This window comes from Anaeropeptidivorans aminofermentans (assembly GCF_940670685.1).
In the GTDB taxonomy this organism is placed as follows: domain Bacteria; phylum Bacillota; class Clostridia; order Lachnospirales; family UBA5962; genus Anaeropeptidivorans; species Anaeropeptidivorans aminofermentans.
Map to the genome: position 1 here is coordinate 1987993 of NZ_OW711693.1, position 26163 is coordinate 2014155.

The 26163-nt window shown below is 36.1% G+C and carries 31 protein-coding genes, 1 tRNA gene, 1 pseudogene and 1 other annotated feature; of the genes and pseudogenes, 14 read left to right on the forward strand and 19 right to left on the reverse strand.

The annotated features are described in order from the left end of the window. Window positions 1-53: 53 nt before the first annotated feature. A complete protein-coding gene (locus tag NBX03_RS08270; protein ID WP_250227318.1) occupies window positions 54-443 on the reverse strand; it encodes a C-GCAxxG-C-C family protein in 390 nt (129 codons plus the stop codon). Window positions 444-467: 24 nt separating this feature from the next. Next, window positions 468-1631: an amidohydrolase gene (locus tag NBX03_RS08275; protein WP_250227319.1), complete on the reverse strand. Its 1164-nt coding sequence runs from the start codon at window positions 1629-1631 to the stop codon at window positions 468-470. Window positions 1632-1808: 177 nt separating this feature from the next. Between NBX03_RS08275 and NBX03_RS08280 the strand changes: the two genes are divergently transcribed. The 9 genes from NBX03_RS08280 (at window position 1809) to NBX03_RS08320 (ending at window position 8025) form a co-directional block, all read left to right on the forward strand. After that, complete coding sequence (locus tag NBX03_RS08280; protein ID WP_250227320.1) at window positions 1809-2291, forward strand: AAA family ATPase; 483 nt, start codon at window positions 1809-1811, stop codon at window positions 2289-2291. Between the two features lie 180 nt (window positions 2292-2471). Next, window positions 2472-2951, forward strand: coding sequence for a 2-C-methyl-D-erythritol 2,4-cyclodiphosphate synthase (gene ispF / locus NBX03_RS08285; protein WP_250227321.1), 480 nt, complete (start codon window positions 2472-2474; stop codon window positions 2949-2951). Window positions 2952-2954: 3 nt separating this feature from the next. Further along, window positions 2955-3208, forward strand: a binding site (T-box leader). A 38-nt stretch (window positions 3209-3246) separates the two neighbouring features. Then, complete coding sequence (cysS, locus tag NBX03_RS08290) at window positions 3247-4650, forward strand: cysteine--tRNA ligase (protein ID WP_250227322.1); 1404 nt, start codon at window positions 3247-3249, stop codon at window positions 4648-4650. Beyond that, window positions 4650-5135, forward strand: coding sequence for a Mini-ribonuclease 3 (locus NBX03_RS08295; protein WP_250227323.1), 486 nt, complete (start codon window positions 4650-4652; stop codon window positions 5133-5135). Before cysS ends, NBX03_RS08295 begins: the two co-directional genes overlap by 1 nt. After that, window positions 5089-5961, forward strand: coding sequence for a 23S rRNA (guanosine(2251)-2'-O)-methyltransferase RlmB (gene rlmB / locus NBX03_RS08300; protein WP_250227324.1), 873 nt, complete (start codon window positions 5089-5091; stop codon window positions 5959-5961). The genes NBX03_RS08295 and rlmB overlap by 47 nt, the downstream gene beginning before the upstream one ends. A gap of 1 nt (window position 5962) precedes the next feature. Further along, entirely contained in the window at window positions 5963-6517 is a 555-nt protein-coding gene (locus tag NBX03_RS08305) for an NYN domain-containing protein (protein WP_250227325.1), read from the forward strand. After that, window positions 6501-7139: an RNA polymerase sporulation sigma factor SigH gene (gene sigH, locus NBX03_RS08310; protein ID WP_250227326.1), complete on the forward strand. Its 639-nt coding sequence runs from the start codon at window positions 6501-6503 to the stop codon at window positions 7137-7139. The genes NBX03_RS08305 and sigH overlap by 17 nt, the downstream gene beginning before the upstream one ends. 90 nt (window positions 7140-7229) lie before the next feature. Next, window positions 7230-7303 (forward strand) — tRNA-Thr (locus tag NBX03_RS08315). Between the two features lie 368 nt (window positions 7304-7671). Continuing rightward, a complete protein-coding gene (locus NBX03_RS08320) occupies window positions 7672-8025 on the forward strand; it encodes a hypothetical protein (RefSeq protein WP_250227327.1) in 354 nt (117 codons plus the stop codon). A 353-nt stretch (window positions 8026-8378) separates the two neighbouring features. Here the strand turns inward: NBX03_RS08320 and NBX03_RS08325 are convergent, their stop codons facing one another. Both NBX03_RS08325 and NBX03_RS08330 read right to left on the reverse strand, forming a co-directional pair. Beyond that, a complete protein-coding gene (locus NBX03_RS08325; protein ID WP_250227328.1) occupies window positions 8379-9572 on the reverse strand; it encodes a pyridoxal phosphate-dependent aminotransferase in 1194 nt (397 codons plus the stop codon). A gap of 128 nt (window positions 9573-9700) precedes the next feature. Continuing rightward, the gene (locus NBX03_RS08330; protein ID WP_250227329.1) at window positions 9701-10642 is read right to left on the reverse strand and encodes a dipeptidase; all 942 of its coding nucleotides are present in this window, start codon (window positions 10640-10642) and stop codon (window positions 9701-9703) included. A 138-nt stretch (window positions 10643-10780) separates the two neighbouring features. Between NBX03_RS08330 and NBX03_RS08335 the strand changes: the two genes are divergently transcribed. Further along, a complete protein-coding gene (locus tag NBX03_RS08335; RefSeq protein WP_250227330.1) occupies window positions 10781-10933 on the forward strand; it encodes a DUF1540 domain-containing protein in 153 nt (50 codons plus the stop codon). 392 nt (window positions 10934-11325) lie between these two features. On the opposite strand, the gene NBX03_RS08340 is transcribed toward NBX03_RS08335, so the two are convergent. The 10 genes and pseudogenes from NBX03_RS08340 to NBX03_RS08385 all read right to left on the reverse strand — a co-directional run bounded on the left by NBX03_RS08340 (window position 11326) and on the right by NBX03_RS08385 (window position 18391). Beyond that, entirely contained in the window at window positions 11326-12057 is a 732-nt protein-coding gene (locus tag NBX03_RS08340; protein WP_250227331.1) for a SpoIIIAH-like family protein, read from the reverse strand. A gap of 12 nt (window positions 12058-12069) precedes the next feature. After that, window positions 12070-12663: a hypothetical protein gene (locus NBX03_RS08345; RefSeq protein WP_250227332.1), complete on the reverse strand. Its 594-nt coding sequence runs from the start codon at window positions 12661-12663 to the stop codon at window positions 12070-12072. A 154-nt stretch (window positions 12664-12817) separates the two neighbouring features. After that, window positions 12818-13441, reverse strand: coding sequence for a stage III sporulation protein AF (locus NBX03_RS08350; RefSeq protein ID WP_250227333.1), 624 nt, complete (start codon window positions 13439-13441; stop codon window positions 12818-12820). Between the two features lie 10 nt (window positions 13442-13451). Next, window positions 13452-14570 (reverse strand): stage III sporulation protein AE, encoded by a 1119-nt coding sequence (locus tag NBX03_RS08355; protein ID WP_250227334.1) that lies wholly within the window; start codon window positions 14568-14570, stop codon window positions 13452-13454. Window positions 14571-14596: 26 nt separating this feature from the next. Continuing rightward, window positions 14597-14971, reverse strand: coding sequence for a stage III sporulation protein AD (gene spoIIIAD / locus NBX03_RS08360; protein WP_250227335.1), 375 nt, complete (start codon window positions 14969-14971; stop codon window positions 14597-14599). Window positions 14972-15000: 29 nt separating this feature from the next. Next, window positions 15001-15195 carry a stage III sporulation protein AC gene (spoIIIAC, locus tag NBX03_RS08365; RefSeq protein ID WP_250227336.1) on the reverse strand — a complete coding sequence of 65 codons (195 nt, stop codon included), beginning with the start codon at window positions 15193-15195 and terminating at the stop codon, window positions 15001-15003. 10 nt (window positions 15196-15205) lie between these two features. Then, window positions 15206-15727 carry a stage III sporulation protein AB gene (locus NBX03_RS08370; protein WP_250227337.1) on the reverse strand — a complete coding sequence of 174 codons (522 nt, stop codon included), beginning with the start codon at window positions 15725-15727 and terminating at the stop codon, window positions 15206-15208. Then, window positions 15724-16671: a stage III sporulation protein AA gene (spoIIIAA, locus tag NBX03_RS08375; protein ID WP_250227338.1), complete on the reverse strand. Its 948-nt coding sequence runs from the start codon at window positions 16669-16671 to the stop codon at window positions 15724-15726. Before spoIIIAA ends, NBX03_RS08370 begins: the two co-directional genes overlap by 4 nt. 357 nt (window positions 16672-17028) lie before the next feature. Next, window positions 17029-17409 (reverse strand): annotated as a pseudogene (locus NBX03_RS08380) (UDP-N-acetylglucosamine 1-carboxyvinyltransferase); the annotation flags it as partial. 88 nt (window positions 17410-17497) lie between these two features. Next, complete coding sequence (locus tag NBX03_RS08385) at window positions 17498-18391, reverse strand: CPBP family intramembrane glutamic endopeptidase (RefSeq protein ID WP_250227340.1); 894 nt, start codon at window positions 18389-18391, stop codon at window positions 17498-17500. Window positions 18392-18968: 577 nt separating this feature from the next. Between NBX03_RS08385 and NBX03_RS08390 the strand changes: the two genes are divergently transcribed. Together NBX03_RS08390 and NBX03_RS08395 are read left to right on the forward strand one after the other, a co-directional pair. Continuing rightward, window positions 18969-19505 (forward strand): DUF3888 domain-containing protein, encoded by a 537-nt coding sequence (locus NBX03_RS08390; RefSeq protein WP_250227341.1) that lies wholly within the window; start codon window positions 18969-18971, stop codon window positions 19503-19505. A gap of 668 nt (window positions 19506-20173) precedes the next feature. Further along, window positions 20174-20653, forward strand: a complete 480-nt coding sequence (locus NBX03_RS08395; RefSeq protein ID WP_250227342.1) for a helix-turn-helix domain-containing protein — start codon at window positions 20174-20176, stop codon at window positions 20651-20653. 477 nt (window positions 20654-21130) lie between these two features. Here NBX03_RS08395 and NBX03_RS15870 read toward each other — a convergent pair whose 3' ends face one another. Continuing rightward, window positions 21131-21262 carry a hypothetical protein gene (locus tag NBX03_RS15870; protein WP_267134851.1) on the reverse strand — a complete coding sequence of 44 codons (132 nt, stop codon included), beginning with the start codon at window positions 21260-21262 and terminating at the stop codon, window positions 21131-21133. Window positions 21263-21446: 184 nt separating this feature from the next. Beyond that, window positions 21447-21710 carry a hypothetical protein gene (locus NBX03_RS08400; protein WP_250227343.1) on the reverse strand — a complete coding sequence of 88 codons (264 nt, stop codon included), beginning with the start codon at window positions 21708-21710 and terminating at the stop codon, window positions 21447-21449. Window positions 21711-21992: 282 nt separating this feature from the next. Between NBX03_RS08400 and NBX03_RS08405 the strand changes: the two genes are divergently transcribed. Then, entirely contained in the window at window positions 21993-22547 is a 555-nt protein-coding gene (locus tag NBX03_RS08405) for a collagen-like protein (RefSeq protein WP_250227344.1), read from the forward strand. Between the two features lie 812 nt (window positions 22548-23359). Here the strand turns inward: NBX03_RS08405 and NBX03_RS08410 are convergent. Next, a complete protein-coding gene (locus NBX03_RS08410; protein WP_250227345.1) occupies window positions 23360-23548 on the reverse strand; it encodes a hypothetical protein in 189 nt (62 codons plus the stop codon). A 282-nt stretch (window positions 23549-23830) separates the two neighbouring features. Between NBX03_RS08410 and NBX03_RS08415 the strand changes: the two genes are divergently transcribed. Beyond that, on the forward strand, window positions 23831-24220 hold the full coding sequence (locus NBX03_RS08415) for a DUF11 domain-containing protein (protein WP_250227346.1): 390 nt from the start codon (window positions 23831-23833) through the stop codon (window positions 24218-24220). A gap of 866 nt (window positions 24221-25086) precedes the next feature. On the opposite strand, the gene NBX03_RS08420 is transcribed toward NBX03_RS08415, so the two are convergent. Both NBX03_RS08420 and NBX03_RS08425 read right to left on the reverse strand, forming a co-directional pair. Next, window positions 25087-25284, reverse strand: a complete 198-nt coding sequence (locus NBX03_RS08420) for a hypothetical protein (protein WP_250227347.1) — start codon at window positions 25282-25284, stop codon at window positions 25087-25089. A gap of 167 nt (window positions 25285-25451) precedes the next feature. Then, a complete protein-coding gene (locus NBX03_RS08425) occupies window positions 25452-25775 on the reverse strand; it encodes a hypothetical protein (RefSeq protein ID WP_250227348.1) in 324 nt (107 codons plus the stop codon). Window positions 25776-26163 lie beyond the last annotated feature (388 nt).

Genomic DNA, 26163 nt, shown 5'->3' on the forward strand with positions numbered 1-26163 from the left:
GGCCTAGCTCAAACCACCCTTTTAAGGGTGGTCATGATTAATTTTAAATCTTATTAAGCCATGTATTTTTCAAGGAGCTCACAGGCTTTTTCAACAGTTTTCCAGCATCTTATGTCTTCTTGCTTATAAACAGGTTTTATTTTCTCACATAAATCTGAAGCAAAAGCTTCCTGAAACTCACCTGTAAAGGACTTTACCTTCTCCATCATATCATAAGAGGAATGAGCGTGGCCGTTACTGTATTTAAGGCCTATGGCCGCAGCGCCGCCTGAAAGAGCACCGCATATACTTTCGCAGCCAAGACCGCCGCCAAATACGCCTATACATTTTATGGCTTCCTTTGTTGCTCCCAGATTATAATAATCATTATAGGCTAAGAATACAGCCTCAGAGCAGTTTTTATCTTTATTTATATAATAATCATAAGCTATATCCTTAATCAATTTTCTTCCCCCTATAGCTTATTATTACAATAAATTCTCGTATACTTCTCCGTCAATGATAGTTGTTTCGCAAAGAGTAAGGTTAGAGAATGGGAAACCGTTAAATATAGCGATATCCGCGTCTTTTCCGGCTTCGATGGAACCTGTTCTTCTGTCGATTCCGAGAAGCTTTGCAGGGCGTATTGTAACAGCTTCAAAAGCAGCTTCTTCAGATAAGCCTCTTGCGATACAAAGACCAACATGCATAGGAAGATATTTTGTACCTGAGGAAGTATCTTCTGTTAAGCAGAAATTAATGCCCGCTTTCTCCATAATTCCGGGAGTTTCAAGCTTGCAGCCCCAAATTTCCATTTTGGCAGGTCCCATTGTTAAAGGTCCAACAACTGCCGTAACATTATTTTCTTTAAGGAAATCGAGTATTTTATAGCCTTCTGTACAATGCTCAATAGCAAAATCAAGATTGAATTCCTTTGCTATACGAATAGCAGTAACGATATCATCTGCTCTGTGAGAATGGATACGAACTTTCATTTCACCTCTGATAGCAGGCACAAGCGCTTCTAATTTAAAATCAGGCTTCGGTGCTTTTGAAGGATCTGACTGAGCCTCTAAAAGCTGGTCTGAATATACCTTTGCGTTATAAAGAGTTTCTCTTAAAACAGCACCGATACCCATACGAGTCATAGGCATTTTCTTTTCAGAACCGTAAACTCTTCTTGGGTTTTCGCCGAGAGCCATTTTCATATGCTCTGAACCGGGGATTATTAAATCATATACTGTTGAGCCTTCTTTAAGCTTAAAGCTGATACCTGTTCCGCCGATAACGTTTGCTGAACCGGGGCCTGTATAGCAAGTTGTAAAGCCTGCTTTTCTTGAATGCTCAATGGCCATGTCATGGGGATTTAAAGCGTCTAAACCTCTTATATGAGCAGTAACGGGGTTACTCATTTCGTTTCCATCGTACACTGCCGGAAGCGTGTTAGGCTCATTAAAAGTAGATATATGTGTATGGGCATCAATAAAGCCAGGTGTTACCCATTTGCCGGCAGCATCAATAACCTTGGCGTCGGAAGGTATTTCAATATCTTTACCCACACCGATGATCTTGCTTCCGTCAATAAGTACAGTTCCATTTTCAATAATGCCATTCGTTACAGTAACAATTTTACCGCCTTTAATAGCTATCATTTAGTCATCTCCTTATTTTTATTTTAATTACATTATATAGAAGGTAGTATGGAAAAAGCAACGTATATTTGAAATTTTTACCTATAAACTTTAAATCCATTGCCTTTATAAGTTCAAATTGATACAATAAAAAATATTTTACAGCGTTTATATAATATAAAGCTTAGGGGTGAATATATGGTACACGTCATAATGATGTGCGGCCTATGTGGTTCGGGAAAAACCACCTATGCCTTGGAAAAAGAAAAAGAAGGATACATACGCCTATCCATTGATGAAGAGATGTGGAAAGTTTATGGAAAACGCGGTGTAGATTACCCCGCAGATAAATATGATGAATTATCTAAACAAATAGAATTGCAACTGCAAGAAGAACTGGTTTGTCTTATTAAATCCGGGCAAAATGTGATTTTAGATTTCAGCTTTTGGAATAAAGAAAACAGAAATAAATACAAAAAATTAATTGAGGAATTGGAAGGTACGGTAGATTTGGTCTATTTAAAAGCTGATATAGAAGTATTGCGTAAAAGATTGCAAATACGAAATCAATCTATTCATGTGAACTCTCCTTATGAAATAACAGACGATATATTAGAACGCTATTATAATGGATTTCAAGAGCCTTTAGGTGAAGGAGAAATAATTATCATTCAAAAATGATGTATCGCTATGTATTATTCTTTATTATTTTATTTGCGTTGCATTTTCCATAGGGTAATAGTATAATGTAAGTAAAACCAAGCTTTGCTTGGTTTTATCTATGAATACATTTTCCTGCGGAAATGTATTCGCAAAATTTATATTTTATAATATAATAACTATTATTATGGAGGATTTCTATTGAGTTTCAGAATAGGATTCGGATACGATGTTCACAGGCTTCAAAAAGGAAGAAAACTTATTATAGGCGGCGTAGAAATTGCCCATGAATACGGCCTTTTAGGCCATTCCGATGCAGATGTGCTCACTCATGCAGTCATGGATGCTCTTTTAGGCGCAGCCGGAAAAGGCGATATCGGTACGCACTTTCCTGATACCGACGAAAAATATAAAGATGTTTCAAGCATAAAGCTTCTTTGTGAGGTCAAGAATATAATAGAAGACGAAGGCTATAAAATATCAAATATTGACGCTGTTATTGTAGCTCAGGAGCCAAAGATATCTCCCTATAAAGAAAAAATAGCTGCAGAGCTTTCAAAAGCTCTTGCTATTGATAAATCTCAGATCAATATTAAAGCAACTACGGAAGAAAAACTGGGCTTTACCGGTGACGGAAGCGGAATGAGTGCAAAGGCCGTAGCGCTAATAGAAAAAATTTAATAATAAAAGGCTTTGAAGGAAAGAGTAATTATAGGATTTTTCCCAGAGAGGGGCTAGAAAGACAATATCAAAAGACATTGTTATGCTGAAATAGCCCTGTGAATGAATATAACGAAGTGCATTCCTGAGCCCGGAAGGTGAATTTCGCTTTTAAGATCGTAGCTTTCCGCGGGTATGACCGTTATATCTTTAGAGTAAGGTAATTTACTGGATTACCTTAAAATAAAAGTGGAACCGCGATAATCTTCGTCTTTTAAAGCCGAGGATTTTTTATTGTAAAGAAGGAGCTGATAGAATGAAGCTGTATAATACTATGAAAAGGCAAAAAGAAGAATTTGTACCCATTGAAGACGGGAAAGTTAAAATGTACGTATGCGGCCCTACGGTTTATGATTATATTCATATCGGAAATGCAAGGCCTTACGTTGTATTCGATACTTTAAGAAGGTATCTTGAATTCAGAGGATATGACGTTAACTACGTTCAAAATTTTACGGATATTGATGACAAAATAATAAGAAAAGCCAATGAAGAAGGCGTAACCTTCGACGTAATAGCAGACAGGTATATAAAAGAAGCTTTAAAAGATGCAGAGGGCCTGAATGTTAAAAAGCCTACCGTTGCCCCCAGAGTGACCGAAGAAATTGACGGCATCATCTCTATGATTTCCTATCTTATAGAAAAAGGTTATGCCTATGAGAAAAACGGAAGCGTATATTTTGATACGGAAAACGATGAGGATTACGGAAAGCTTTCAAAGCGTGACCTGGATCAGCTTGAATCCGGCGTAAGAATAGACGTAGATGAGGAAAAGAAAAGCCCTATGGACTTTATTCTTTGGAAGCCTAAAAAAGAAGGAGAGCCTTATTGGGATTCTCCATGGTCCAAAGGAAGACCCGGCTGGCATATTGAATGCTCTGTTATGGCGAAGAAATATCTCGGCGATACCCTTGATATCCATGCCGGCGGAGAGGATTTAATCTTCCCCCACCATGAAAATGAAATTGCCCAAAGCGAGGCCGCTAACGGCAAAGACTTTGTACGCTATTGGCTCCATAACGGCTTTATTAAAGTGGATAATAAAAAAATGTCCAAATCCGAGGGAAATTTCTTTACCTTAAGGGAAATCTCCGAGCAGTTCCCTTATGACGTTGTTCGTTTTTATTTATTGTCAAGCCACTACAGAAGCCCTATTAATTTCAGCCGTGAACTTATGCTTTCGGCAGAAAGCAGCTTAGGAAGGATAAAGACTTGCCTTTCAAATTTAAAATTTGCTTTCGAAAATGCCAGAACTAAAGAACTTACGGAAGAAGAAAACACCCTTTTAAAAGAGTGCGAAGAATTCAAAAAATCTTTCATAGAAAGTATGGACGACGACCTTAATACTGCCGATGCCATTGCTTCCATATTTGATTTTGTAAGGTTTGCAAATACAAATATCAACGAAAATAGTTCTGCAGAATTTTCTCAAAAAATATATGAAAAAATTAAGGAATTATGTGATATACTGGGTATAGAAACAGAAGTAAAAAGTGAAGAAGTAGATACTGAAAAAATTGAACAGCTTATTGCCGAAAGAAGCGAAGCAAAAAAAGCAAAAGACTTTGCAAGAGCCGATGCAATCAGAAATGAGCTTTTAGATATGGGTATCGTCATTGAAGATACGAGACAAGGAGTCAGGTGGTATAAAGAAAGCTAATGGATAAAGAAAAAATAGAAAATTATCTTGATTTAATAGACAAATCTGCTTACACCCCCTCCGATATCAGCATGATGCCGGCGCTGAACCTTGCCTATATCGGAGATTGTGTATTCGAACTGCTTGTAAGAAGCAAAATAATATCGGAAAACAAATCAGCAGTAAATATTTTGCATAAAAGATCGTCAAGCTTTGCGAGAGCCGGCGCCCAGTCGGAAATGTATTACAATATTATTGACTTTTTAAAAGAAGATGAGCTTTCGGTTTTAAAAAGAGGCAGAAACGCAAAAAGCCAGACTAAGGCAAAAAACGCCACCGTTTCGGAATACCGTCATGCCACAGGCCTTGAAGCGCTTTTCGGCTATTTATTTTTAAAAGGAGATAATAAAAGAATAATAGAATTGTTTGAAATATGTACAAATAAGAGGGAGAAAAACAGTGGAGAAAAAGAGGAATATGCCCATAAAGAAAACGGCAGACAATAAAAGCCCGAGGTTTAAAAAAGATAATACGTCCGACAGAAGGCCCGGTAGGTTTTCAGAAAGACCCAGGAGAGACTTTGTTGACGAATTAAATGAAGGCCTTATCCTTGAAGGAAGAAATGCCGTATTAGAAGCTGTAAACAGCGGAAGAACAATAGATAAGATTCTTGTTAAAAACGGCCCTGTGGAAGGAAGCATTAACGTCATCGTAGCAAAGGCCAAAGAAAAAGGCATTGTTATCGGAGAGGTTTCTAAAACAAGGCTTGACGAATTAAGCCAGTCCGGAAATCATCAGGGAATCATCGCCATGTGCCCTGCCCACGAATATGTTGAGGTTTCAGATATTTTAAAAATTGCAAGAGATAAAAATGAAGACCCGTTTATCATTATTCTTGACGGCATCACAGACCCTCATAATTTAGGTGCCATTATGAGAACTGCAGACTGCTGCGGTGCCCACGGAATCATTATCCCCAAAAGAAGAACAGCCCTGCTCACAGGTATCGTGAGTAAAACTTCTGCCGGAGCCATCGAATATGTTCCTGTTGCAAAGGTAACGAATTTGGCTCAGGTCATTGAGGATTTAAAAAAGGAAGGGCTTTGGATAGCAAGCGGCCATACCCATGGCAAACCATATTTTAAATCTGATTTAAAAGGTCCTATTGCCCTCGTTATAGGCAGTGAAGGTGAAGGCATCTCTAAAATAATTGAAAAAAAGAGTGATTTCCTGCTTAAAATTCCTATGTATGGAGAAATATCTTCCCTTAATGCATCGGTTGCCGCCGGACTTTTAATGTATGAAGTAGTTAGGCAGAGAAAATTCATATAGAATGGCTATAGGCAGAAAAGAGGAATATTTACTTGTTGACGGCTATAATATTATATTCGCGTGGGAAGAGCTGAGCCTTTTAGCCGAATACAGTCTTGAAGATGCACGCTTAAGACTTTTGGATATATTAAGCGATTATAAAGGATTCAGCGGGATAAATATTATAACCGTATTTGATGCTCATAAGGTTAAGGAAAATGTAGGCGCTGAGGAAGTATACAACGGTAACATTACCGTTGTATACACCAAAGAGCTTGAAACTGCCGACCAATATATAGAGCGCATGACAAATCTCCTCTCCAAAGATAATATTGTCAGAGTCGCAACCAGTGACAGTCTTGAACAAATAATCATTATGGGAAGAGGCGCTCAGAGAATTTCTGCAAGGGATTTGCTCTATGAAATAAGGAGCGCGAAAAACAAACAAAAAACTCAATATATAGATAAAAAGCCTATAAAAAGAAATATGCTTTTCGACAATCTTGATCCTAAGATGAAAATACAGCTTGAAAAAATGCGTATGCAAAAGGGTGATAAACTTGACGGAACCCTATGAGAACCTAAGCGATAAAGAATTAATCCACTTAATAAGAAATGATGACAAATCTGCTCAGGAATACATAATAAGCAGGTATAAAAGCCTTGTAAAAATCGTTGCCAGAGCATATTTTATTCTAGGCGGCGACAAAGACGACATTATTCAAGAAGGTATGATCGGTCTTTTTAAGGCTGTAAATGAATATAACGAAAGCAAAAAAACGGATTTTTCAAGCTTTGCAAGTCTTTGCATAAACCGTCAGATTATAAACGCCATAGAAAAAGCAGGACGTAAAAAACACCTTCCCTTAAATAATTATTTATCCTTTGATAAGGATATTTCAGGCCGCAATACTTTTTCTTTTATAGAATCTTTAGGAAGCTTCCAAAGCCCTGAGGAAATGTTTATAGATAAAGAAAATTTACGTCTTATAGAAGATTTTATAAAAGCCTCTCTTTCAAAATTTGAATATCAGGTTTTTTCCTTTTTTATAATAGGAAGAAGCCAGAAAGAAATTGCAGAAGCCCTTTCTAAAAATGAAAAATCTATAGATAATGCTATTCAAAGAATACGCAAAAAGCTTTTTAAAATGTTTGAGGAAAAAAGCTTGACTAAAGGTAATTTATATGCTAAAATCTAACATGTTTTCCAGGTGATATATTTGCTTTTGCATTCATGATTTGAGCTAGTTCTTCGTACATTATATTATAATGAGGCAAAGCAATATTATGCTGATATAGCTCAGTAGGTAGAGCGCTACCTTGGTAAGGTAGAGGCCCACGGGTTCGATCCCCGTTATCAGCTTATTGAAATTCCTATGTTTTCATTTTTGAGAATGTGGGGATTTTTTTATTTGTTCTTACAGTTAACATCTTAAAACCAAGAAATCTGGAAGGTAGAATCATTAATCCAAATTTGAAAATTGACCCTGTAAGTACATTAAGGTGTTTTGTAATACGAAACAAAAATATAGGAGAATGCGAAGTTTATTTACATTGGATAAACACTAATCTTCATAGTTATTGGAGAATCACCTCATACATCGCAAATATAAATATATCAATAAACAAAACCCTTGCATAAGTTACTTATAGGATTGCAAGGATACAGAATAATTTATGGTAATTGGCTATTTGCTGCACTCGTTGGTAAACAGAGGGGAACTAATCCATATGAATTACAATGAACAAATACGAATGTTTAAAAAGAAGATTTCTGTTGGTGTCAAAAAGACATCTGAACTAATTAACATACTTAAAGCAAAAGCTGATATAAAAGAAATCCTCTTAAATGACATACCTGGTTATACAAAGAATTCTATCATATATAATGTTAAACATAGTATGCTTAATGAATATTTACAATTAAACCCTAATGAGATGATATTTTTTGCGTTCCTGATGATTAAAAATCAAAAGAGCGAAAAATATTTTTGTGATAAATATCAATTCGAAAAATTTATTTATGTTGTTTTTGAAGAGCATACCGGCTATGTTTGGTCAAATAATAACCGCCTATTTGTCTAGCTTGAACTTGAACGAGGGGTTTCTCAACAGGAATTTTATACAGAAGGGATTTTGTTTCGTTCACTTCTTTCTCATATAGCAATCCTCTATTGTGATGATAACAATATTCCGATGACAGTTACAAGTCCAGAGCAAGCGTTTTATAAAGACTAGAAATACTTAGGTACTTGGGATTAAGATAAACTCTTCCATAAACTACAGTGATGCCATTTCATGTTCAATCAAGTATAGGGCATTTTTCTTATTCCATAGCGTTAAAATAAGTTCACTTACAATCAGCCCTCCCCTTCCCTTTATGATAAAGATAGCATATCTAAAAAGGCTTCCTGCATGATGCAGGAAGCCTGAATTATTTAGAAATTATCATTAATAAATTTCTCTATTCTGTCCATACCTTTTTTGATATTTTCATGGGATATTGCGTAAGAAAGCCTAATGTTATCAGGGCTTCCGAAATCAGCGCAGGGTATTACAACTACGTTATAGTCTTTAACTAAAATAGATGCTGCGTCTGCTGCAGATTTGATTTCAACACCGTTTACTGCTTTTCCATATAAGGCAGAAAGGTCTATGAAAAGGTAAAATGCACCTTCGGGCTTCATTACCTTAATATGAGGTATTTTTGAAGCTCTTTCGAAGATATAGTCTCTTCTCTTTTCAAAATCTACTCTCATATCTTCAACGCTTTGCTGACAGCCTGTTAAAGCGGCATATCCGGCCTTCTGAGTGATGCTGCAGGCATTTGAGGTCATATGGCTTTGAACATTACCCATGGCCGCTGCAATCTCTTTTGGGGCTGCTGCGTAGCCAAGCCTCCAGCCTGTCATGGCGTATCCCTTTGAAAAACCGTTTATAACGATTGTTCTTTTGTATATTTCTTCATTGAAGGAAGCGATGCTTACATGTTCAACTGAACTATATACAAGCTTTTCATATATTTCGTCAGAGATTACATATAAATCATGCTTTACGGCAAAATCAGCTAAAGCCTGTAATTCTTCCCTTGAATAAACAACGCCTGTAGGATTGTTGGGGGAATTTATAATAAAGGCCTTTGTTTTATTGGTAAGATACTTTTCGAGGTCTTCTGGCGTAACTTTATAGCCTTTTTCCGCGCCTGATGGAACACCGACAGCAACGCCGCCTGCAATATGTACCATTTCAGGATAGCTAAGCCAGTAAGGAGCAGGGATTAAAACCTCGTCCTCAGGGTCTAATATTGCTATAAAAGCATTTGTAAGAGAATGCTTGGCACCGTTTGAAACTACTATCTGAGATGGTTCGTAATGAAGGCCATTATCATTTTTAAGCTTATCGCATATGGCCTGCCTAAGTTCAAGGGTACCTGAGGAATCGGTATACCTTGTAAAACCGCTGTTAATGGCCTCAATAGCCGCCTCTTTAATATGAGCAGGCGTATCAAAATCCGGCTCACCGGCAGTAAACGCTACAACGTCAATACCGTCAGCTTTCATTTTCTTAGCCGTAGCGGTTATGCTCAAAGTAGAAGAAGCCTTAACCTGCAAAGCCTTTGTCGAAAGTTTCATTTAACAATCACCAATCCTATTCTTAATTATAATTATATTATTAAACATATATCCTCTGGATAATATGTCGCTCTAAAGCCTTTACTATTGTACTTTAAATTAAAGATAAAGCTTTTGAATCCTATTGTTTATTTCATAATGTCCTTCATTACTCTTAAGAAATTAAGGGAGAATATCTTCTCCGTGGTGTTTTTGCCGAATTCTTTTAAGCATCTTTCATATAATGTGTCCATATTGGAAACGTCTTTTATTTCAAAATCAGGGTTTTTATGAGGTCCTATTCCGTCAAGGTCACATCCTAAGCCTACATGGTCTTCACCTGCCAGTTTAAGCATTGCTTCTAAATGCCTTATTAAATCATCCATTGAAGCATATCCGCCTTCTCTTAAGAAAGCGTCACATAAATTAAGGCCTGCAACTCCGCCCTTTTCTCCAAGGGCTTTAAGCTGCTCATCAGTAAGATTTCTCGGATGCTTGCAAACTGTATAGGAATTTGAATGGGAAGCAATAAACGGTTTTGTGCTTAATTCACAGATATCCCAAAAGCCTTTTTGAGAAAGGTGGGAAACGTCTGCGATAATGCCAAGGTCATTCATAATTTTTAAAAATTCTTTACCCGTATCTGTAAGGCCTTCTTTTACTTCTGCCATGCTGGAGCAGCCAAGCTCGTTATTATTATTCCATGTTAAATTAATAGAGCGAACGCCCTTTTCATAGGCTTCATAAAGCTTATCGGTGCTTCCTCTTAAAACCTCGGCACCCTCTATGGCAAGAACGGAAGATATCTTTTTATCTTTATTATTTTTTTCTATATCGGAAAATACTTTGACAGGGGCTATATATTCAGAATATTTATTCAAATTATCTAAATAAAAATTCAAATTATCCAGATACCAATGGTAACTGTCGAAAACTTTTGTGTTGGCAAGGCAGATAGCAAAAAACTGCAGTGAGTTATTAAATTTTTGAAGTTTTTTAATGCTTATTTGAATATCATTATCGTATATATCAGCATTTAGATCCTTAGCTTTTACAAATGTATCGGCATGAGCATCAACTAAATAAAACATTCTATCACCCATTCTTTTTTATTTAATTATATACTACGGGAAGAAATTAAACAAATATAAAATGTATATAAAAATGAAAAATGACAAAAATATATAATGCCATATGTTTATGGTACTATGTTTAAGGAGATGATTTAATTGGCAGACCAGGAAATCAAATGCAGGGTTGAAACATGTAGGTATCACAACAAAGAAAACATGTGTACCCTTAGAGACATTGTTGTGGGGAAGCAGAACAATAGTCCTAATTCAAAATCCGACACTGAATGCGCAAGCTTTGAAGTAGAGTAAGAATCACTACTAGATAGCAGTAAAAAACCGCCCTTATATATAATCCTATGCAAAAGCCTATATAGGCTTTTGTTTGAAGATTTTCTATAAGGCGGTTTCTTTTTATTAAAATATTCCATAAAATGAAATTTAAATTGCCTTGCAGCCTAACCCATCATACTCTAAATTTATAAAACAATTTTTAAACCTATCTGCATATTCTTTACGTTTTTGCCTTTTCAGCATAAATAAAAAGGCGGATACCGCCTTTTTGATTTGTATTAGCCTTAATATGTATAGTAAAATAATTTAATTACATTAATAAAAACCGTATATTTTGAATGGCTTAATATAAACGTTTCTGTTATATTTAAGCCGTTTATGAAAAATAGGTTTTTGTCACTACCTTAAGGCTATTTTGCTGTATTATTGTTTTTCATTGGGCTTATTCTTATATTTTCAACTTCTATACCGGTTTTTCTCTTGATAATGTCTTCAATCTGAGCGATTTCAGAATCTGTAAGGTTTTCTTTGTTTACAACTACGTCAACCGTATTATCGTCTATCCTTACGAATACTTCTTTGAAACCTTTGGCTTCTATCATCGCTTCTGCTGCGGATTCCTTCTCTATTTTCTGCTGAATTGTGAGCATTTCATCTGCTACTTCAGCTTTTTTAGCCTGCTCAAGGTTTTCATTATTGATAAGGTCCATGAGAAGCTCTCTTTGTTTGCTTCTGGATTGCTCCCTATCAAGCTTCGCCTGAACAAAATAGGAAGAATCTGTTGAGGAATTTACGAAAAGGGCTTCGCCTGGCTTCGGCTCTGTATTTTCAGTAGCTGCCTGAGATCCGTCTGGGGTTCCTTGAGTATTTGAAAGCTCAGGAGTAAGGGCAATGCTTGGATTATCTTTAATAACATTGTCGTTAGTAAGATTCGCCATATTTACAGTCTGATTATCCTGAGAATTTACATAAACGCTGTTGTTGGAAGTATCCGGTACGAGAGCGGAAATATTCCCCTCTTCGCTGTAAACAAAGCCTTCCGAAGGCTCAAACTTCTTATCTGTATAGTTTAAATAGCCCGCAACGGCAATCATTACGATTAAGGCTGTAATTATAACTTGATTTCTTTTAACTACGAACATTTTAAGTCCTCCTTATTTTTCTGTTTTCATTTTTAAAACCTGAACTTTATGCGGTTCGACGCCTAGTACGGTTACAGCTGTATTGATGAGCGCCTGTTTTACTAAAACATTTCCTCCCCCCTCCGAAACTATTACAACGCCTTCTGCTTTAGGTTCGATTTCCTTTAGAACTAAAGGCTGCTGTCCTCCTCCTGAGCTTTGGAGTATAATCTTTTTTCTATCTTCGGACTTTTCAGTTTGAGCCCTACTACCTCCCTGTGAATCAGTTTCTTCCGTAGCCGACTCATTTGTAGAGGTATCTTCAGCCAAGACAATCTCCTTGCCATAGCTTAAGGTAATCATAACTTTCACCTTCCCCACTCCCTCGACCTCGGAAAGCAGGTTTTCAAGCCGCCTTTCTATGTCTCTTTCATAACCTTCGGAAAAAGCGTCGGCATAACCGGAATTTTCATATGTATTCTCCGAAGTATCCTGTATTTGCTTCTTATCATCTTTAAACAGAGCCGATGAAACAATAAGTAGAATGATTCCCAAAGCTCCAATTAAAATAATATTCTGCTTAACAGGCTTATCTTTATTTTTAAAAAGCTTTCTAAAAAAATCCATATGTTCATCCCCTTAGTTTTCTCCGGTGTTTGGTGGTCTGCTTTTGAAAAGGCCTTGAAAAATCAATTCAATTTACCTGATTTTCCTGCTTAAATTATTACTTATAGTAAAATAGATTTTTGTTACTGCCTTAAGGCTATTTCACTATATTGCCTTATTCTTTGCTTACTATAATATGTATATTATCAACGGACAAATTATAGAAGCTTAAAATATAATTTTTTATACTTTTTATTTCTTCCTCTTCTTCGATTGCTGAAAAATCAGACGACTTAAAATTGTTTAAAGAAAGCCCCGGCTTTATTTCTATTTTTTCGATTTTTATAAGCTTTTCCTTCTTTTCCTTTTCTTTTAAAGGAGAGAGAGCCATATAAATATCTTCTATTTCTCCAAAGCTATCTTCCGACCTACTAATTTCTATGTTATAATCTCTTATTTCATAACCTTCATTTCTTACAATTGTTTCAAGCTGGCCGTAAATGCTCTCTTTATATACATCAAGGACAAGAACAAGCTCTTCCTCTTTATAAAACCCGCTTTCTTTCGCCATCATGGATTTATTGATAGAAAGCTCCATGCTTTTCATAATGTCTTCAGCCTTTAAATTTCTTTTGGAAAAAAGCTCAAGTATAGGCCCCGTTATCACGATGATTATGATGATTCCTATGATTAAATTAATATATTTTTTATATTTTTCCTCCGGAAGAATCATTCCGGTAAAACTTACAAATATCAGCATCATGGCAATATTATTTATATAATCAATGAATTGACCCATATTGAACCTCCTAGAACGAAAGCACGATCATTACGGAAAAAACAAACATCAGGGCAACGATAAACGCCGAGGAAAGCATGAGAGCCGCATAGCTTCCCATGGTATTGATGCACTCAACGATTCTTTTATCGCAGATAGGCTGTATTACGGCGGCAGTAAGCTTATAAATGACGATAAATACCCCTATTTTAATTACATAAGTAGCCATAAGCCCTATAAAAGCAATTAAAACCGCCGCAGATACCCCTGATTTGCAGGCATTGGCCCAGAACATTACAATATCCACCGCACCGGTCAATGTCTCCCCTACTACCGGAACTGCGTTTACAGCGGTTTTTGCTGTTTTTGCGGCAATATTATTCAATACGGGAACACTTATTCTTTGAATGGAAAGGATAAACATAAAGCCCATGGTTGCAAGCTTTAAAAGCCATGAAATAATATCCTTCATTAGTTTTGAAAAGTTTGTAAGCATTTCATTTTCTGTAAGATAATTGATGATATTTACAGAGGCAATTACCATAATAAGAGGCATAATGACACTTTTAATTAATGTAATTATGAGATTTGCCGAGAAAAACATAAGTGAATTAAATACATACCCTCCGCTTACATTGCCGCTCATGATAATTAGACTAACCATAAGGGGAACAGCCGCTTGAATAAAAGCGGATATTTGTACAACAAAATCCTCAAATATACCATAGGCTATTTTAAAAGACGAAAAAAGCACCATGACAAGTGCTATATATGTAATATAAAATCCCATTTCCCCGACGGATTTATTTTTAAAAGAAAAAGTAAGATTTTTTAAAAGGGCTGAAAGAATGCCTATTAAAATAAGCTCTTTCAAAATATCCATATTTTCAAAAAACTCGCTGAAAGCAAGCTCTCCTGCCTTTTTTACTATGGCCCCGAAAGAAATATCCAGCTCTCCTGCTATGGCCTCTTTAACAAGGCTATCAAAATCAGGTTTAAATGTCGCCGAGGATTTTTGTATCGTGCTTTTCACCTGGGAAAAATCCAACGCATCAAGCTGGCGGCCAAGGATTTCTTTATCGTCATAGGCATAGGCATCTATATGGATAAATGCAATCAATATTAAAGATAAAATTATAATCTTTTTCATAGGCAACCTCTTTAGCAGAAAGTTAATTACATAATTAAATCCAAAAGCGTAAGTATAATCGGTGCACTTAGAACCATAATAAGTACCTTAGCTGCCAAATCTATTTTAGACGCAATAGCACTTTCTCCTGCGTCTGTGCATATTTGGGAGGCAAATTCCGCAATATAGGCGATACCTATAATTTTTAATATTACAGGTACAAAACCCGTTCCTCCTGATATATTGGAAGATATTTTCTCCAATAGTTCAAACACGGCGGAAATTTTAGGTATTACCATGAAAAATATCAGTACCGATGCAGCTATTGAAATTACAAGTGCAATTTCCGGAGTCTGCTTTTTTATTGTAATAGAAAGCATTGCGCCTATGATGCCAATTGCCGCAACCTGGATAATATCCACAAAATATCCCCCCTTCAGAAAATCCATATTTACAATTTAAAAAGGGTCTGTATTGTCTGAAAAAGCTCGCTTATGTACTGTACCACCCAGAAAAGAACGATGACGAGGCCGGCAAGCGTTGTCATGGTGGCCTGTTCGCTTCTTCCTACGCTGTTTAAAACCTGATTTAAAACAGCTACTAATATTCCTACTGCCGCTATTTGAAAAACAACACCTATCTCCATAAAAGACCTCCTAAGCTAATACAATACATATGATGAGTCCTGAAAGTATGCCTAAGCTCCCATAAAGCTTTTTGCTTTTCTGAGAAGCTTCGCTGAGGTATTCCGTTTTTTCGTCAATATATTCTATCGTAAGCATGATATTATTAATCTGCATATTTTTATCAAGATAACCTAAAGTTCTGCCAAAGGACTTAAAGCTTTCAATATCTTCATTTTCAAAATAAAGGAAACCCTTGCTTTCTGTTATTGCTTTCAGCCATATTTCATAGATGCCTGATTTTTTACTCTTCTCAGCTTCTTCATAAAAGGCTTTAAATATTTTTCCTACGTCTCCATCTATCTTTTGGGAAATATTATTCATTGCTTCGGGTAACGGCGTTAAAGAATATTCTATTTCAGACTTTAAAATATTTAAGGCCTTTTTCATTTCCAAAAGATCCTTAATTCTAAAAATATCCTTGCCTGCATAATAAAAGCCCATAAATGTAGTGGCCAGCATAACAAAAACGATACCTGCAATTTTTATTATCATATATTCACCCGCCTTAAATCCGGGCCGTATACGGCCTCGATATGTCCCGGACCGTTTTTATATCCCAAAAGAATATATCTTTCAAATATTCTTCTTTTTATAAGCTCCGCCATATCCGGCTTTTCCATCACATCTTCAATTGAGTTTCCATGAATTGTAGATATAATTTTAACGCCGGCGTTCACAATGCTTTCTATGGCTTTGACGTCATCTTTGCTCCCTATTTCGTCTACGATAATTACCTTAGGAGCCATGCTCCGTAAAAACATCATCATTCCCACAGCCTTAGGGCAGCCGTCCAGAACGTCCGTTCTCATCCCTATATCATTTTGAGCAACCCCCATATAACATCCGGCTATTTCGGAACGCTCATCTACAATGCATGTATTAACCCCTTTAAACATGCCTTCCACTCCGTTTGAAAGCTGCCTTGCAATATCTCTTAAAAGGGTCGTCTTTCCGCAGCCGGGGGGTGAGATTATCAAAGTATGCTTTATATTGGGAAGAGTAATTTCTTCTATTATTTTGTCGGAGCAGCCTATGATTTCATGGCTTAGCCTTATATTTAATCCGCTGACATAAGAAATGGTTTTGACTAAACCGCCTTCTGATACGGTTTTTCCGCTTATTCCTACTCTATGGCCTCCGGGAAGGGTTATATATCCGTTTTTAAGCTCGTCCCCTATGGAATAAAGGGAAAAATTACTCATGAGCTCAAGGGTCTTTTTTATATCTTCTATGCTTGTCCTATAGGCTTTATTCATGTCCAATGTAAGCCCCTTTTCTTTTGATAGATAATATTCCTTTGTTTTTATTTTAACTATGAGGGGCTTCTTTGCTCTTAAGCGAAGCTCTTCTACTTCTTTTATATAAGCGTTTTCAACCCTTTCAAAAAGAGAAGATATGCTTTCCGAAAGATATTCTATTAAAACTTCTTTTTTCATAGGTATCACTCCTAAAATGAAGAAATAAATATAGTATTAAATATCTTAAATAGTTAAAATACGATTTATAAGATTTATAAATTGAAGTATTTTTTAGCAAAGGATAGAACCCTGCATAACGAACTGTACTCGAATTAAAGTAAAATAGTTGCGTTGTAAATTTGCTTTCCTTGATTTTATGCCTTCTTGGAGCCCGTTACTGACTCCGGAAGAAAAGCAAATTTACTATATATTATCAAAGTAACACTTTATTTTGCGGTAAATAAACCTTTGAAATATATCTATTCCAGCATGTCCATAAATATTACTATTGTTTTTATACTAAAAAAAGAAGCCTTATTAAGGCTTCTTCTCAGATCACAAATCGCTTGTTTTAGGTTTGCTGCCAATAAGCTTAATATCGGCTCCTAAGTGCTGTAAATCTTTTTCTATGCATTCATATCCTCTTTCAACAAATTCCGAATGGGTAACGATGGTCTTTCCTGTAGCCACCAATCCGGCTAGAATTAAAGCGGCTCCCCCCCTCAGGTCTTTCGATGTGACGGCAGTTCCGTTTAGTCTGCTTACACCTTTTACAACAGAGGTCATTCCGTCAGGAAGAAGAACAATATTTGCACCCATGCGTATCAGTTCAATAATATGCTTGTTTCTTGATTCAAAAACCGTTTCTTCAACAATACTCGTTCCATCGGATATGGCAAGCATAGTCATAAACTGTGCCTGCATATCTGTTGGAAATCCTGAATGAAATAAAGGTAATAATAGAAACTAACAAAATAAAAAGTCCTCTAGCCGGGGCTTTTTAATTTTGTTTCGGTTTCTGATGCTATAGCGAATCAGCTTTTTTCCCATCGCTTTTTTTCAGTAAAAGAAAAGCGATAGCTATTACAGTACTATATCCAACGATTGCAGGCAAAGAAGCCTCAATGCCAAATGCACCGCCTGTCAACAATTTGGATTCAGATGTTAATTTGTAAGTGAATATTGCTGATGACGGTTCGATACTTATTTCTAATATCCTGCCAATTATAATAAGGTTCCATATACCATGCACGATAGCACTTGCCCATATTGAGTTGCTTTGAATTGCTATCAGAGAGAACATAATGCCTACAGCAGTGCCCGCGATTACCAGAATAAGAATATCAGTAATATTGGGACTATTCATATTAAAAATGTGCAGCAATCCAAACAATACCGACGGAACAACGACTGCAATAGTTTTCCCCCATCTGATTTCCAGTACATGCATTATCAATCCGCGAAACACCAATTCTTCTGTTATTCCAGCAACTAGGCATGAGCTGAAAACGGCACGCAGCATAATCCTAATATTTTTTGACATCTCAAAATTAGATGCAGAGAAAGTTCCGGGAGTCATAAAAACAAAAAATCCTGATACTACAAGAGGAAGTATGAAAGCGCATACACTCCACATCATGATGCTTTTAGGTTTGCATATACGAAAATCCCCCAAAGGCAGTTTCAAAACTTTACTGATATACAGACATACAAGCAGTGAAAGTACGGTTATCTCTAACACTGGCCTAATCACTGCTAATAAAATTGAAGCTTCTAGTTTTGTTATGGCATAAAACAAGTCAACAGGCAGTGATGCTAAAAGATTTCCGATAAATAGAATAATAACTCCCATCACCACATGAAAGATTGCCTTCATCCCATGCTTGTCGTGCTGTATATCCGATAAAGCCTTTATCATTGAAAAAATGCCCCTTCCATATATTTAATTCATCTGATTCACCGCTTAACTTGAATAAATTATAGCAAAAAATACAGCAATATACCACTAAGATCATGACATTTGTTTTTGCCACCTTTTCAGGGTTTATTTTATCTATGAATAAATAGAATAGTTAAATAATATGCAAGAAATTAATCCCGTTATTTATTACTTTAGTTGTATAAAAGCAATATTTGTTATAATATACTGATTTTATATTATAGCGAACAAATTCCATGTTAGGAGTGGGAAATATCATAAACAATCCGCTTTTAATCAGACCTTTAAAGGTTTTAGAAAAGGAAATTGGGAGTATCGGCAGAAATATTTTGACTTTGAGGAAACAAAGGTTAATGGAAGCTGTGGCCTTTATAATTACCACAATTTTGGTGAATGGCTTAACCTTATCCGTTCCATTGAAAAAGATAAACTAGTAAATAACCTTCACACAAGCACATTTTTTCTATACGTAAAGAAGACAGCAAAATTATAGGTAGTATAAAACTTCATCATTTTTTAATACCGGATTTAGAAAATCATGGCGGACATATAGCTTATGGAATACGTCCATCAGAAAGAAAAAAGAGGATTTGTTGAGGTGATGCATTTGTTTAGATTACTAAAAGAGAATAAAATGAAAATAGTTTTATTGCTGATATTATTAGATGTTATCCTTATCTTCTGTTTATTTGTTAAAACAAATATAGAAGCAGTCATGACTGCTTCTATCGTTGAAACTTCCAATACAAGAGAAAAGTATAATCAGCTGTTAGTAAATACATATTTAACTAAGATTGAAGAGGCATCAAACGATTTTTATGATGAATATTATACTACTTCACCAATCATAAACTATTATAGTGTTTTTGTGAAAGACATTACTTCTAATAATACTACCTACTATGTTACTTTCATATCAGAACCCTATCTTGGACCACATGACACTATTGGAATTGATGAAATTACTTTCTCGGCAGATTATCTTGGAAATGTGAAACCAGAAAAATTTAATCACATTATAAGTTATAAATTACCTGATAATCTTAAAGAACTTGAAAAAAAGAGAGTTCCCGGAAAATATTCTGAAGATTGATTGAACCTAAATCATTTAATTATAACTACTAGGCAGTGTCTGAAAACAGTCAAACCGACGGATATTTTGCAAGAAAATGTGAATTCGAAGAGAAAAGCGCAGAAATAGCAGGGCTATTTCGAGTATTTTCGATGAAGAAGTCACGTTTTTATGGCAGAATAGACTAGGTTTTGGACTTTTCAGACACGCCCTAGCAATTTCTCGCCCCTGAACTTTCACGAGATTATCAAATACCGCCATAAAAGAGCAATCCTAACTTGGATTGCCCTTTCCTTTATCATTTAAAGTGTCAATAGCCTTAATAATACCGCCGGCATCTATAAATATTTTCGTGGATTGGCTCCTTTCACAATAAAAAAGATGCTTTAAGCATCTTTATAGAATAGACCTTCTGGATATTCATCTTTAAAATTCAATATTAATTAGTAAAGTCACAAAATATAATCATACGATAAGATATAAATCAATAATATGTAATGATATAGAATTATCGTTCTTACCTCTACTAAAATCTTCTTAAGTGCTGCTATACACCTTTCATAGTTTAGGCATAACTTCACACCTTGCTTTATCAAATTGATATATCTAAAGAATGTCAATTATCTAAATCATATTAAACAGACTGTACCAAAAAGGTATAGCTGTACTATAAATGAAAGGGTGATATTATGGCTGATATACTGAAGACATTCTATATTCTTGGTAGAGCTTACGGGTTTTTACATCAGCTCATGCCTGATAAGTTAGGCGTTGGACAAAAAATAGACCTGGCTTGCGTGTCTCCAACTGTATCATTTGCCACATCGACAGCTGCTGCCCACAAAAATAGGATAATGCTCGAAGACATTTCTTATATATATAGCATAATATTAAACGATGTAGATGTAGAATTAATGGAGGAATTACCTAACAACCCTAATTTAGAAGAACAGGGTCAATGGATGTCGGGATTCTACTCCGGAGGACAATTACATGCCCTCAGGGGAGGAAGGCTATTAGCTCAAGAACGTAATAGAAAAAATCTTACACAGGAACAATTAGCGGCGCGGTTGGGTATCAGTGCTTTACAGTTAAACATTTGGGAAAACAATTTTCGTTCTGTACCTGTGAATTTTTATCAAAAGATATACGAAACACTATTTATCTAAATCTTAGCAGCGTAAATTGCTTGCAGGTATAAAAAACTAGAATAATCCGCTAATCTTTATGATCGGGGCGGATTATTTCTTTTTGTTTGCTAAATGTACATATAAATCCCAATATCACTGCGGTTCTAATGTATATCAATGCTTTTAACCAATATCGAGATTCATTACACGGAGAAAATATAAAATCAAAAGAGCCGAAAATATCTATCATAATAAACCTTATGTATATTGCATACATAATTTTGTCATAAACATTCTGCTTTGAATTTTACTGAGTTCTAAGCAACAAACAAAATTATATCATGAAATGAAATATATTAATAATTCATTTATCATTATTACCCTCCAAAATAATTGGTTAATATAAATATATACTTATAGAATTTGCTTTTACTGAAACATGGCGAGTAAATCCCAATGGGAAAGTTCTGCTTCTACCTGAACGTAGTGAAGGCGAGGTTTGCTGTTTTAAGCCCCTTATAGGGGCGGATTCTTCAAACCACCCGCTATGCGGGTGGTACTGATTTTACCACCAACTTCTTCAATCAAGTCATTCAAAGGCTTATTCAAATCACTATTTACTGCTTTCTTAATTTCTGCCCAGCTCATGAAACCACTTCCTCTTTTATACTTCCATCTGCTTCAAACATGGTGTTTACTGTACTCTGGCTTTTAACGGTTTTCCCGTCATCTTGATATACCGTGACTGTCACAGAAATACTTCCGCCTTCATTAAAAATCGTTATGTTCCCGTTTTCCAGAAACTCCGTTATTTTATCAACCTAACTTAAAGCTACCAAATTATCAAAATCATAAGCTTGAAGCATTGCAATATCCGTCTTATCAGAACCAAACCAGTAATCAAAGTATCTTTCCTGCTATTAAGCTCTGTCTCAAATTCTTCCTCCTGTGCCTGAAGTTGGTTTTCAAAGCTTGCTTCGTAGAAATCCATCTTTTCAAAGAATTTATCTGTGAAATCCCGAAACATACCCTCCGTCTCTGCCGTTATAAAGAAATTCAGCAGCCCATATACAGAAGAGTTAAGTCTTTTGTCCATTATGTCTGCCGGCCTTATGTCCGTGGCTCCGGCTGAAAGCCCTACCTGTACAAGGGATACGTAGATATTATTATTTCTTGTGAGCTGTGGGGCTGTAGGGCTTAAGGAGGGGGGTTCCGGTTATCACGGCAGGCATAACCTTTCTCACGGCTCATCTGAAGTGAACTAGTCTTTGATTTGATAAACATTTAATTCAGGAAACAACCTACGCGTAGTTTGTCCATAAACTATAGTATGCTACTAAGAATGTCTGCATAAATTTACACCTGATGGAGGTGAAAAATGAGTAATTGTAACAATAACTGCCAGAAATATTGTTGCCGCTGTAATCAATCTCCGTGCTGCTGCCCCGGCCCTAAAGGCGCTAGGGGTCCTATCGGTCCCGTTGGTCCCAGAGGCGATACAGGTCCTGCAAACGGTCTCAATGCCTATGGAGGTGCATTTTATTCTAATGTAGATACAATACTACATCTTCCTGATCATAACGATAAGCCCCTGCCTCTCAACAGTGCCATGACTGCAGCGTTAAATGTAGTAAATAGCCCCGTGGACAGCCTTACAGTTAAGGTTGCTGGGGATTATGAGATTTACTATTATTTTTCAGCTACAATAGATGTAACCGCTTTTGTTAACTTCTCAGTAACAGTAAACGGCAGTCCTCTTTCAAGTACATTCCAAGTTTTACTTCCTGAAAAAAATCTTATTACAGGCACTGTCATTGTTTCTTTAAATGCAAATGATGTTATCAGCACTAATATATTTGGATTTACATTTATTAATATAAAGTTGTCTCCATATGTCAGTACAATATTAACAGTAAAAAAGTTGAACGCATAACATAGTTTAAGGAATAGCCCCTAATTTATCTACCATAAGGAATAGATAGAGGAACTATTCCTTTTATATGTTCTGCATTACCGTCTTTAGAAATACCTTACTGCTTTCTCTAAAGCCTTTTTACTTTCTCTTGCCACTTTAGCAGGGCTTGCCGTAGGCGTGCTTACGCTTTTGTAAAGCTGTACATTATTATTAGTAGTATATGTTTGCAATTTGTGCGCCTGCTACAGATGGGAATAACTATCGGTGGAAGACATTATATCGGCTATCATCTCATTAAAAGCATTTCGCCCTGCCGCTGCACCTGCAAACTCGGATACATGCTCTTTAAGCTTATCCTATTATATTTGTAGTACTTTAATTCATCAACTTTCCGATTTCAGTGTTATTAGTTGTCGTATCATCTTTTTTCTGCTTCAGGAAAGCGGCATACTCCTTTTTTACGTCGCTAAAGTTTGCTTAAGGTCGTCAATGGATTTTTTATTATTTTTCTTTAAAGTGCTTAATTCTTCCTCTGGTTTTTTGGTGTAGCCTTAAGAGCTTCCTTGTGCATAGCAATTGTCACAGCTCTTTTTTCCTGCAAAGCCTCTTTTTGCTGGGAAAGATGTTTTTAGCTAAGTCTATTTTTTCTCTTTAGCTTTCCTTCTCGTATTCGAGAGATTCTTTACACTTTTCGTTTTCCGTAGTGAGATTGTCGATTCCCTTTTGCATCTCATATTTATTGCTGTCGTCGGTTTCAAATTTCAAGATCTCTTTCAAACGATTTATTTTGTCTTGATAATCTTCGCCAGCTTCTTAACGCTCTTCAGCTTTCAAAAGGGCGCTATGGTCTTTATTTTATCCTCATAGACAGCGATTTCAGCATTTGCCGCAGCTTCTGTCGCCTTTATTTCTTCGTCATAGCGTTTTTTGACCTCATCAATCAGGCCTTTGATGCGCTCTTTTTCGGCAGAAATGACTTCTTTGATTTTCTCTTTCTGAAGAGCAATAATTCGTTTCACTTTATCCTTTGACGCCGCAGAGCCTTTAGCCTAATAAATTTGGAGTAATTCCCATATCTTTTAACATCTTATTAATTTCATCCTTCGTAATTACGCTTCCTCCCAATTCGAAATATCTTTATTATTAACTTTTACTTATTTTTCCTGTTTTGAATAAATTGGTAATTTTCTAAAGTTGCAATAAAGCTGTCCACAAACTGTAACCCTCTCTTATTTTCTCAATATACTATTAAAAGAAGCATAATGCTTCATCTAAAATAATAGAGGAAGTGAAAAGAGAATATGGTATATAAAAACATTGAAAATACAGTATCCTTTACAAGCGCCGCCGGCGTATACTTAGGAAACGATGAAGTGTTGGTTGCATTGGAATCCACTGAATATACATTTGAAAAAACAGCAGATCCAGAAATATGGTCGGGAGAAGGTCAGCTTTCTTATACAATTACTCTTACAAACGTCTCAGGAGATGATTTAACAGATATTACTGTTACCGATGTTCTGCCTAGTGACGTTACATTTCTCCCTGCGACTGTTGAAATTAATGGAGCAACTAGCACTAATTTTGACGATTCCGGTTTACCGACCGTTGAATTTGGTACAGTAACTCCGTTAAGCGTAACAAGCTTAGAGCCACTCGTAATTACCTTTCAAGTTGAAAAAACCCCATAATAATTGGGAAGTACTTTTGAACAAAGCCTATGCATGGAGTACAGAAAAGGGAATGTTTTTTTCTAACACATCTGTTGTTTACCGCAAGCGTTATCCAAAACCTCCGCCTGTACCGAAAAAACCGTTCTATTTTATTCGTGTGCGGATAGATTGTAATTGCCGGTGGCATTACTATCTTTGCTGTGTATGCCCAAAGACCCGCAAAAAGATTTGCTGGGAATATGACCATACCAAGTACATGAAGAAAATTTACTGCAATTGCTGTTATCACCCCATGATTTATGAAATCAGAACTTGTCGCGACCGTGACGGGATGTATTATGCCTGTCTCTTTGCTGTTTGCCCAAACTGTAGAAACGAAAAACTTATTCAAACCTACTTCATTGAAATGAGACAATGGAAATAAGCTGGGAAGCCGTATATCACGGCTTCCTTCTTTATTTAGGTGTTATAAAAATAAAATTAAGTTATCTCGTTCAGCTTTAATTTTTTCTTTCATAGCCGATCTCCTTTATCTCAATAATTACCCTAAGATTTTTAGAATCTATATCAGAAATATCTGTAAAACCAACGACGTCGTGCCAGCCATCATTTTTTTACTTACCAGAAGTAACAAGGGCATCCTGAATAAATTTTTTAACAAAGTCTATGCTATCCTTATTCCTTTATGATTAGGCTCTATCCATGGGTAAATTTATGTGCAGGTAATTTGATTTTGCCTTTAAACTGATTTTTAGCCGGCGTAATTATACTGCCTCAGTATATTTTTTAAGCTTATTGCCTATCATATCTGCTGCCCCTATTTTTGTATGTATATTCATTCAGCCCCGGCAAAGAACCGAGAATCCTTAATGTATGGGCCATGCTTATTCCTTTTCTGCCACTTCTTTAATCAAAAATGCTATCTTATCTAAGTCATCTAAATAAAATACCCCGTTAAATCCACTGGCGTATAGATGCCTGTTTAAAACGCCTCTACATATATCCTCGCTTGCAAAGTTAAGCCTTTTAATCTTTTCAGAGTTAATTATAAATATCTCTTGGCCCTCCTTGATGTTGGGCAAAAGAATAAGTCGCCAGCCCTTCCAGCTGGTCAGCCCCTATCCCAGGTTTACTTGTCCATCAAAACCTGTCTTACAAAAGTACTTTTATCTATCGGGTCCATGACAACTCCTTTCTCCAGGCTTGTCCATAATATAAGGCCACATTTAATTTATGGCCTGCTGGATATTTATAATGTGCTTCGGGCCTCCTGTGAGCGCCGGAGCATATCCAAGTTAGAGACTATATATTCTTCGATTTTTTTAAGGTCATCGGGATTAGTGGTTTCTTTTTGCCATTTATATAAGCATTTAAGCTGTGCGTTGACAACTTCATCAAACCTATCAGTGCCAATGATAGCTACGCCCATCTGTTCGGCAATAATATCAAGCTTTTCTTTGCTGAAATGAATCTTTTCGGGATATTCTTGCTCTCCAGTGACGTTTTCAAGGGTTTCTCTATTCACACCGCAGAATTTAACTTTAATATCTAACTTGCCACATTTTACAATCACGGCCTCACCACCTTTCCAATTATTATATGTTTATCAAAATATGTCCTATTACGTTTAAAGTTGTCACCGCTTGGTTTCTTGGCCTTTTGGCCCTGTTGTTTGAGTGCGAGAACATTCAGCTATTGAAAATGGCGAAATAGATCTATTTGATCTTAACAGTGAATCATATTGTAAGAAGTTCCATATAGCCTAAAATAATAAAAAAATTGAGTTTATATCCTTAACTCTTAAATATGAAGGCATAGTTGTAAATGAAGATGATAATTTAAGAACGGTCGGCAGAGTAATGTTATGAATTATATAAACCTTCCCTCTTTTCTTCTGAGGTCATAAATTAAAATACCTTTGCGTAGAGCGCAGGCTCTGAGAAGCAACTGTCGTCTCTCTA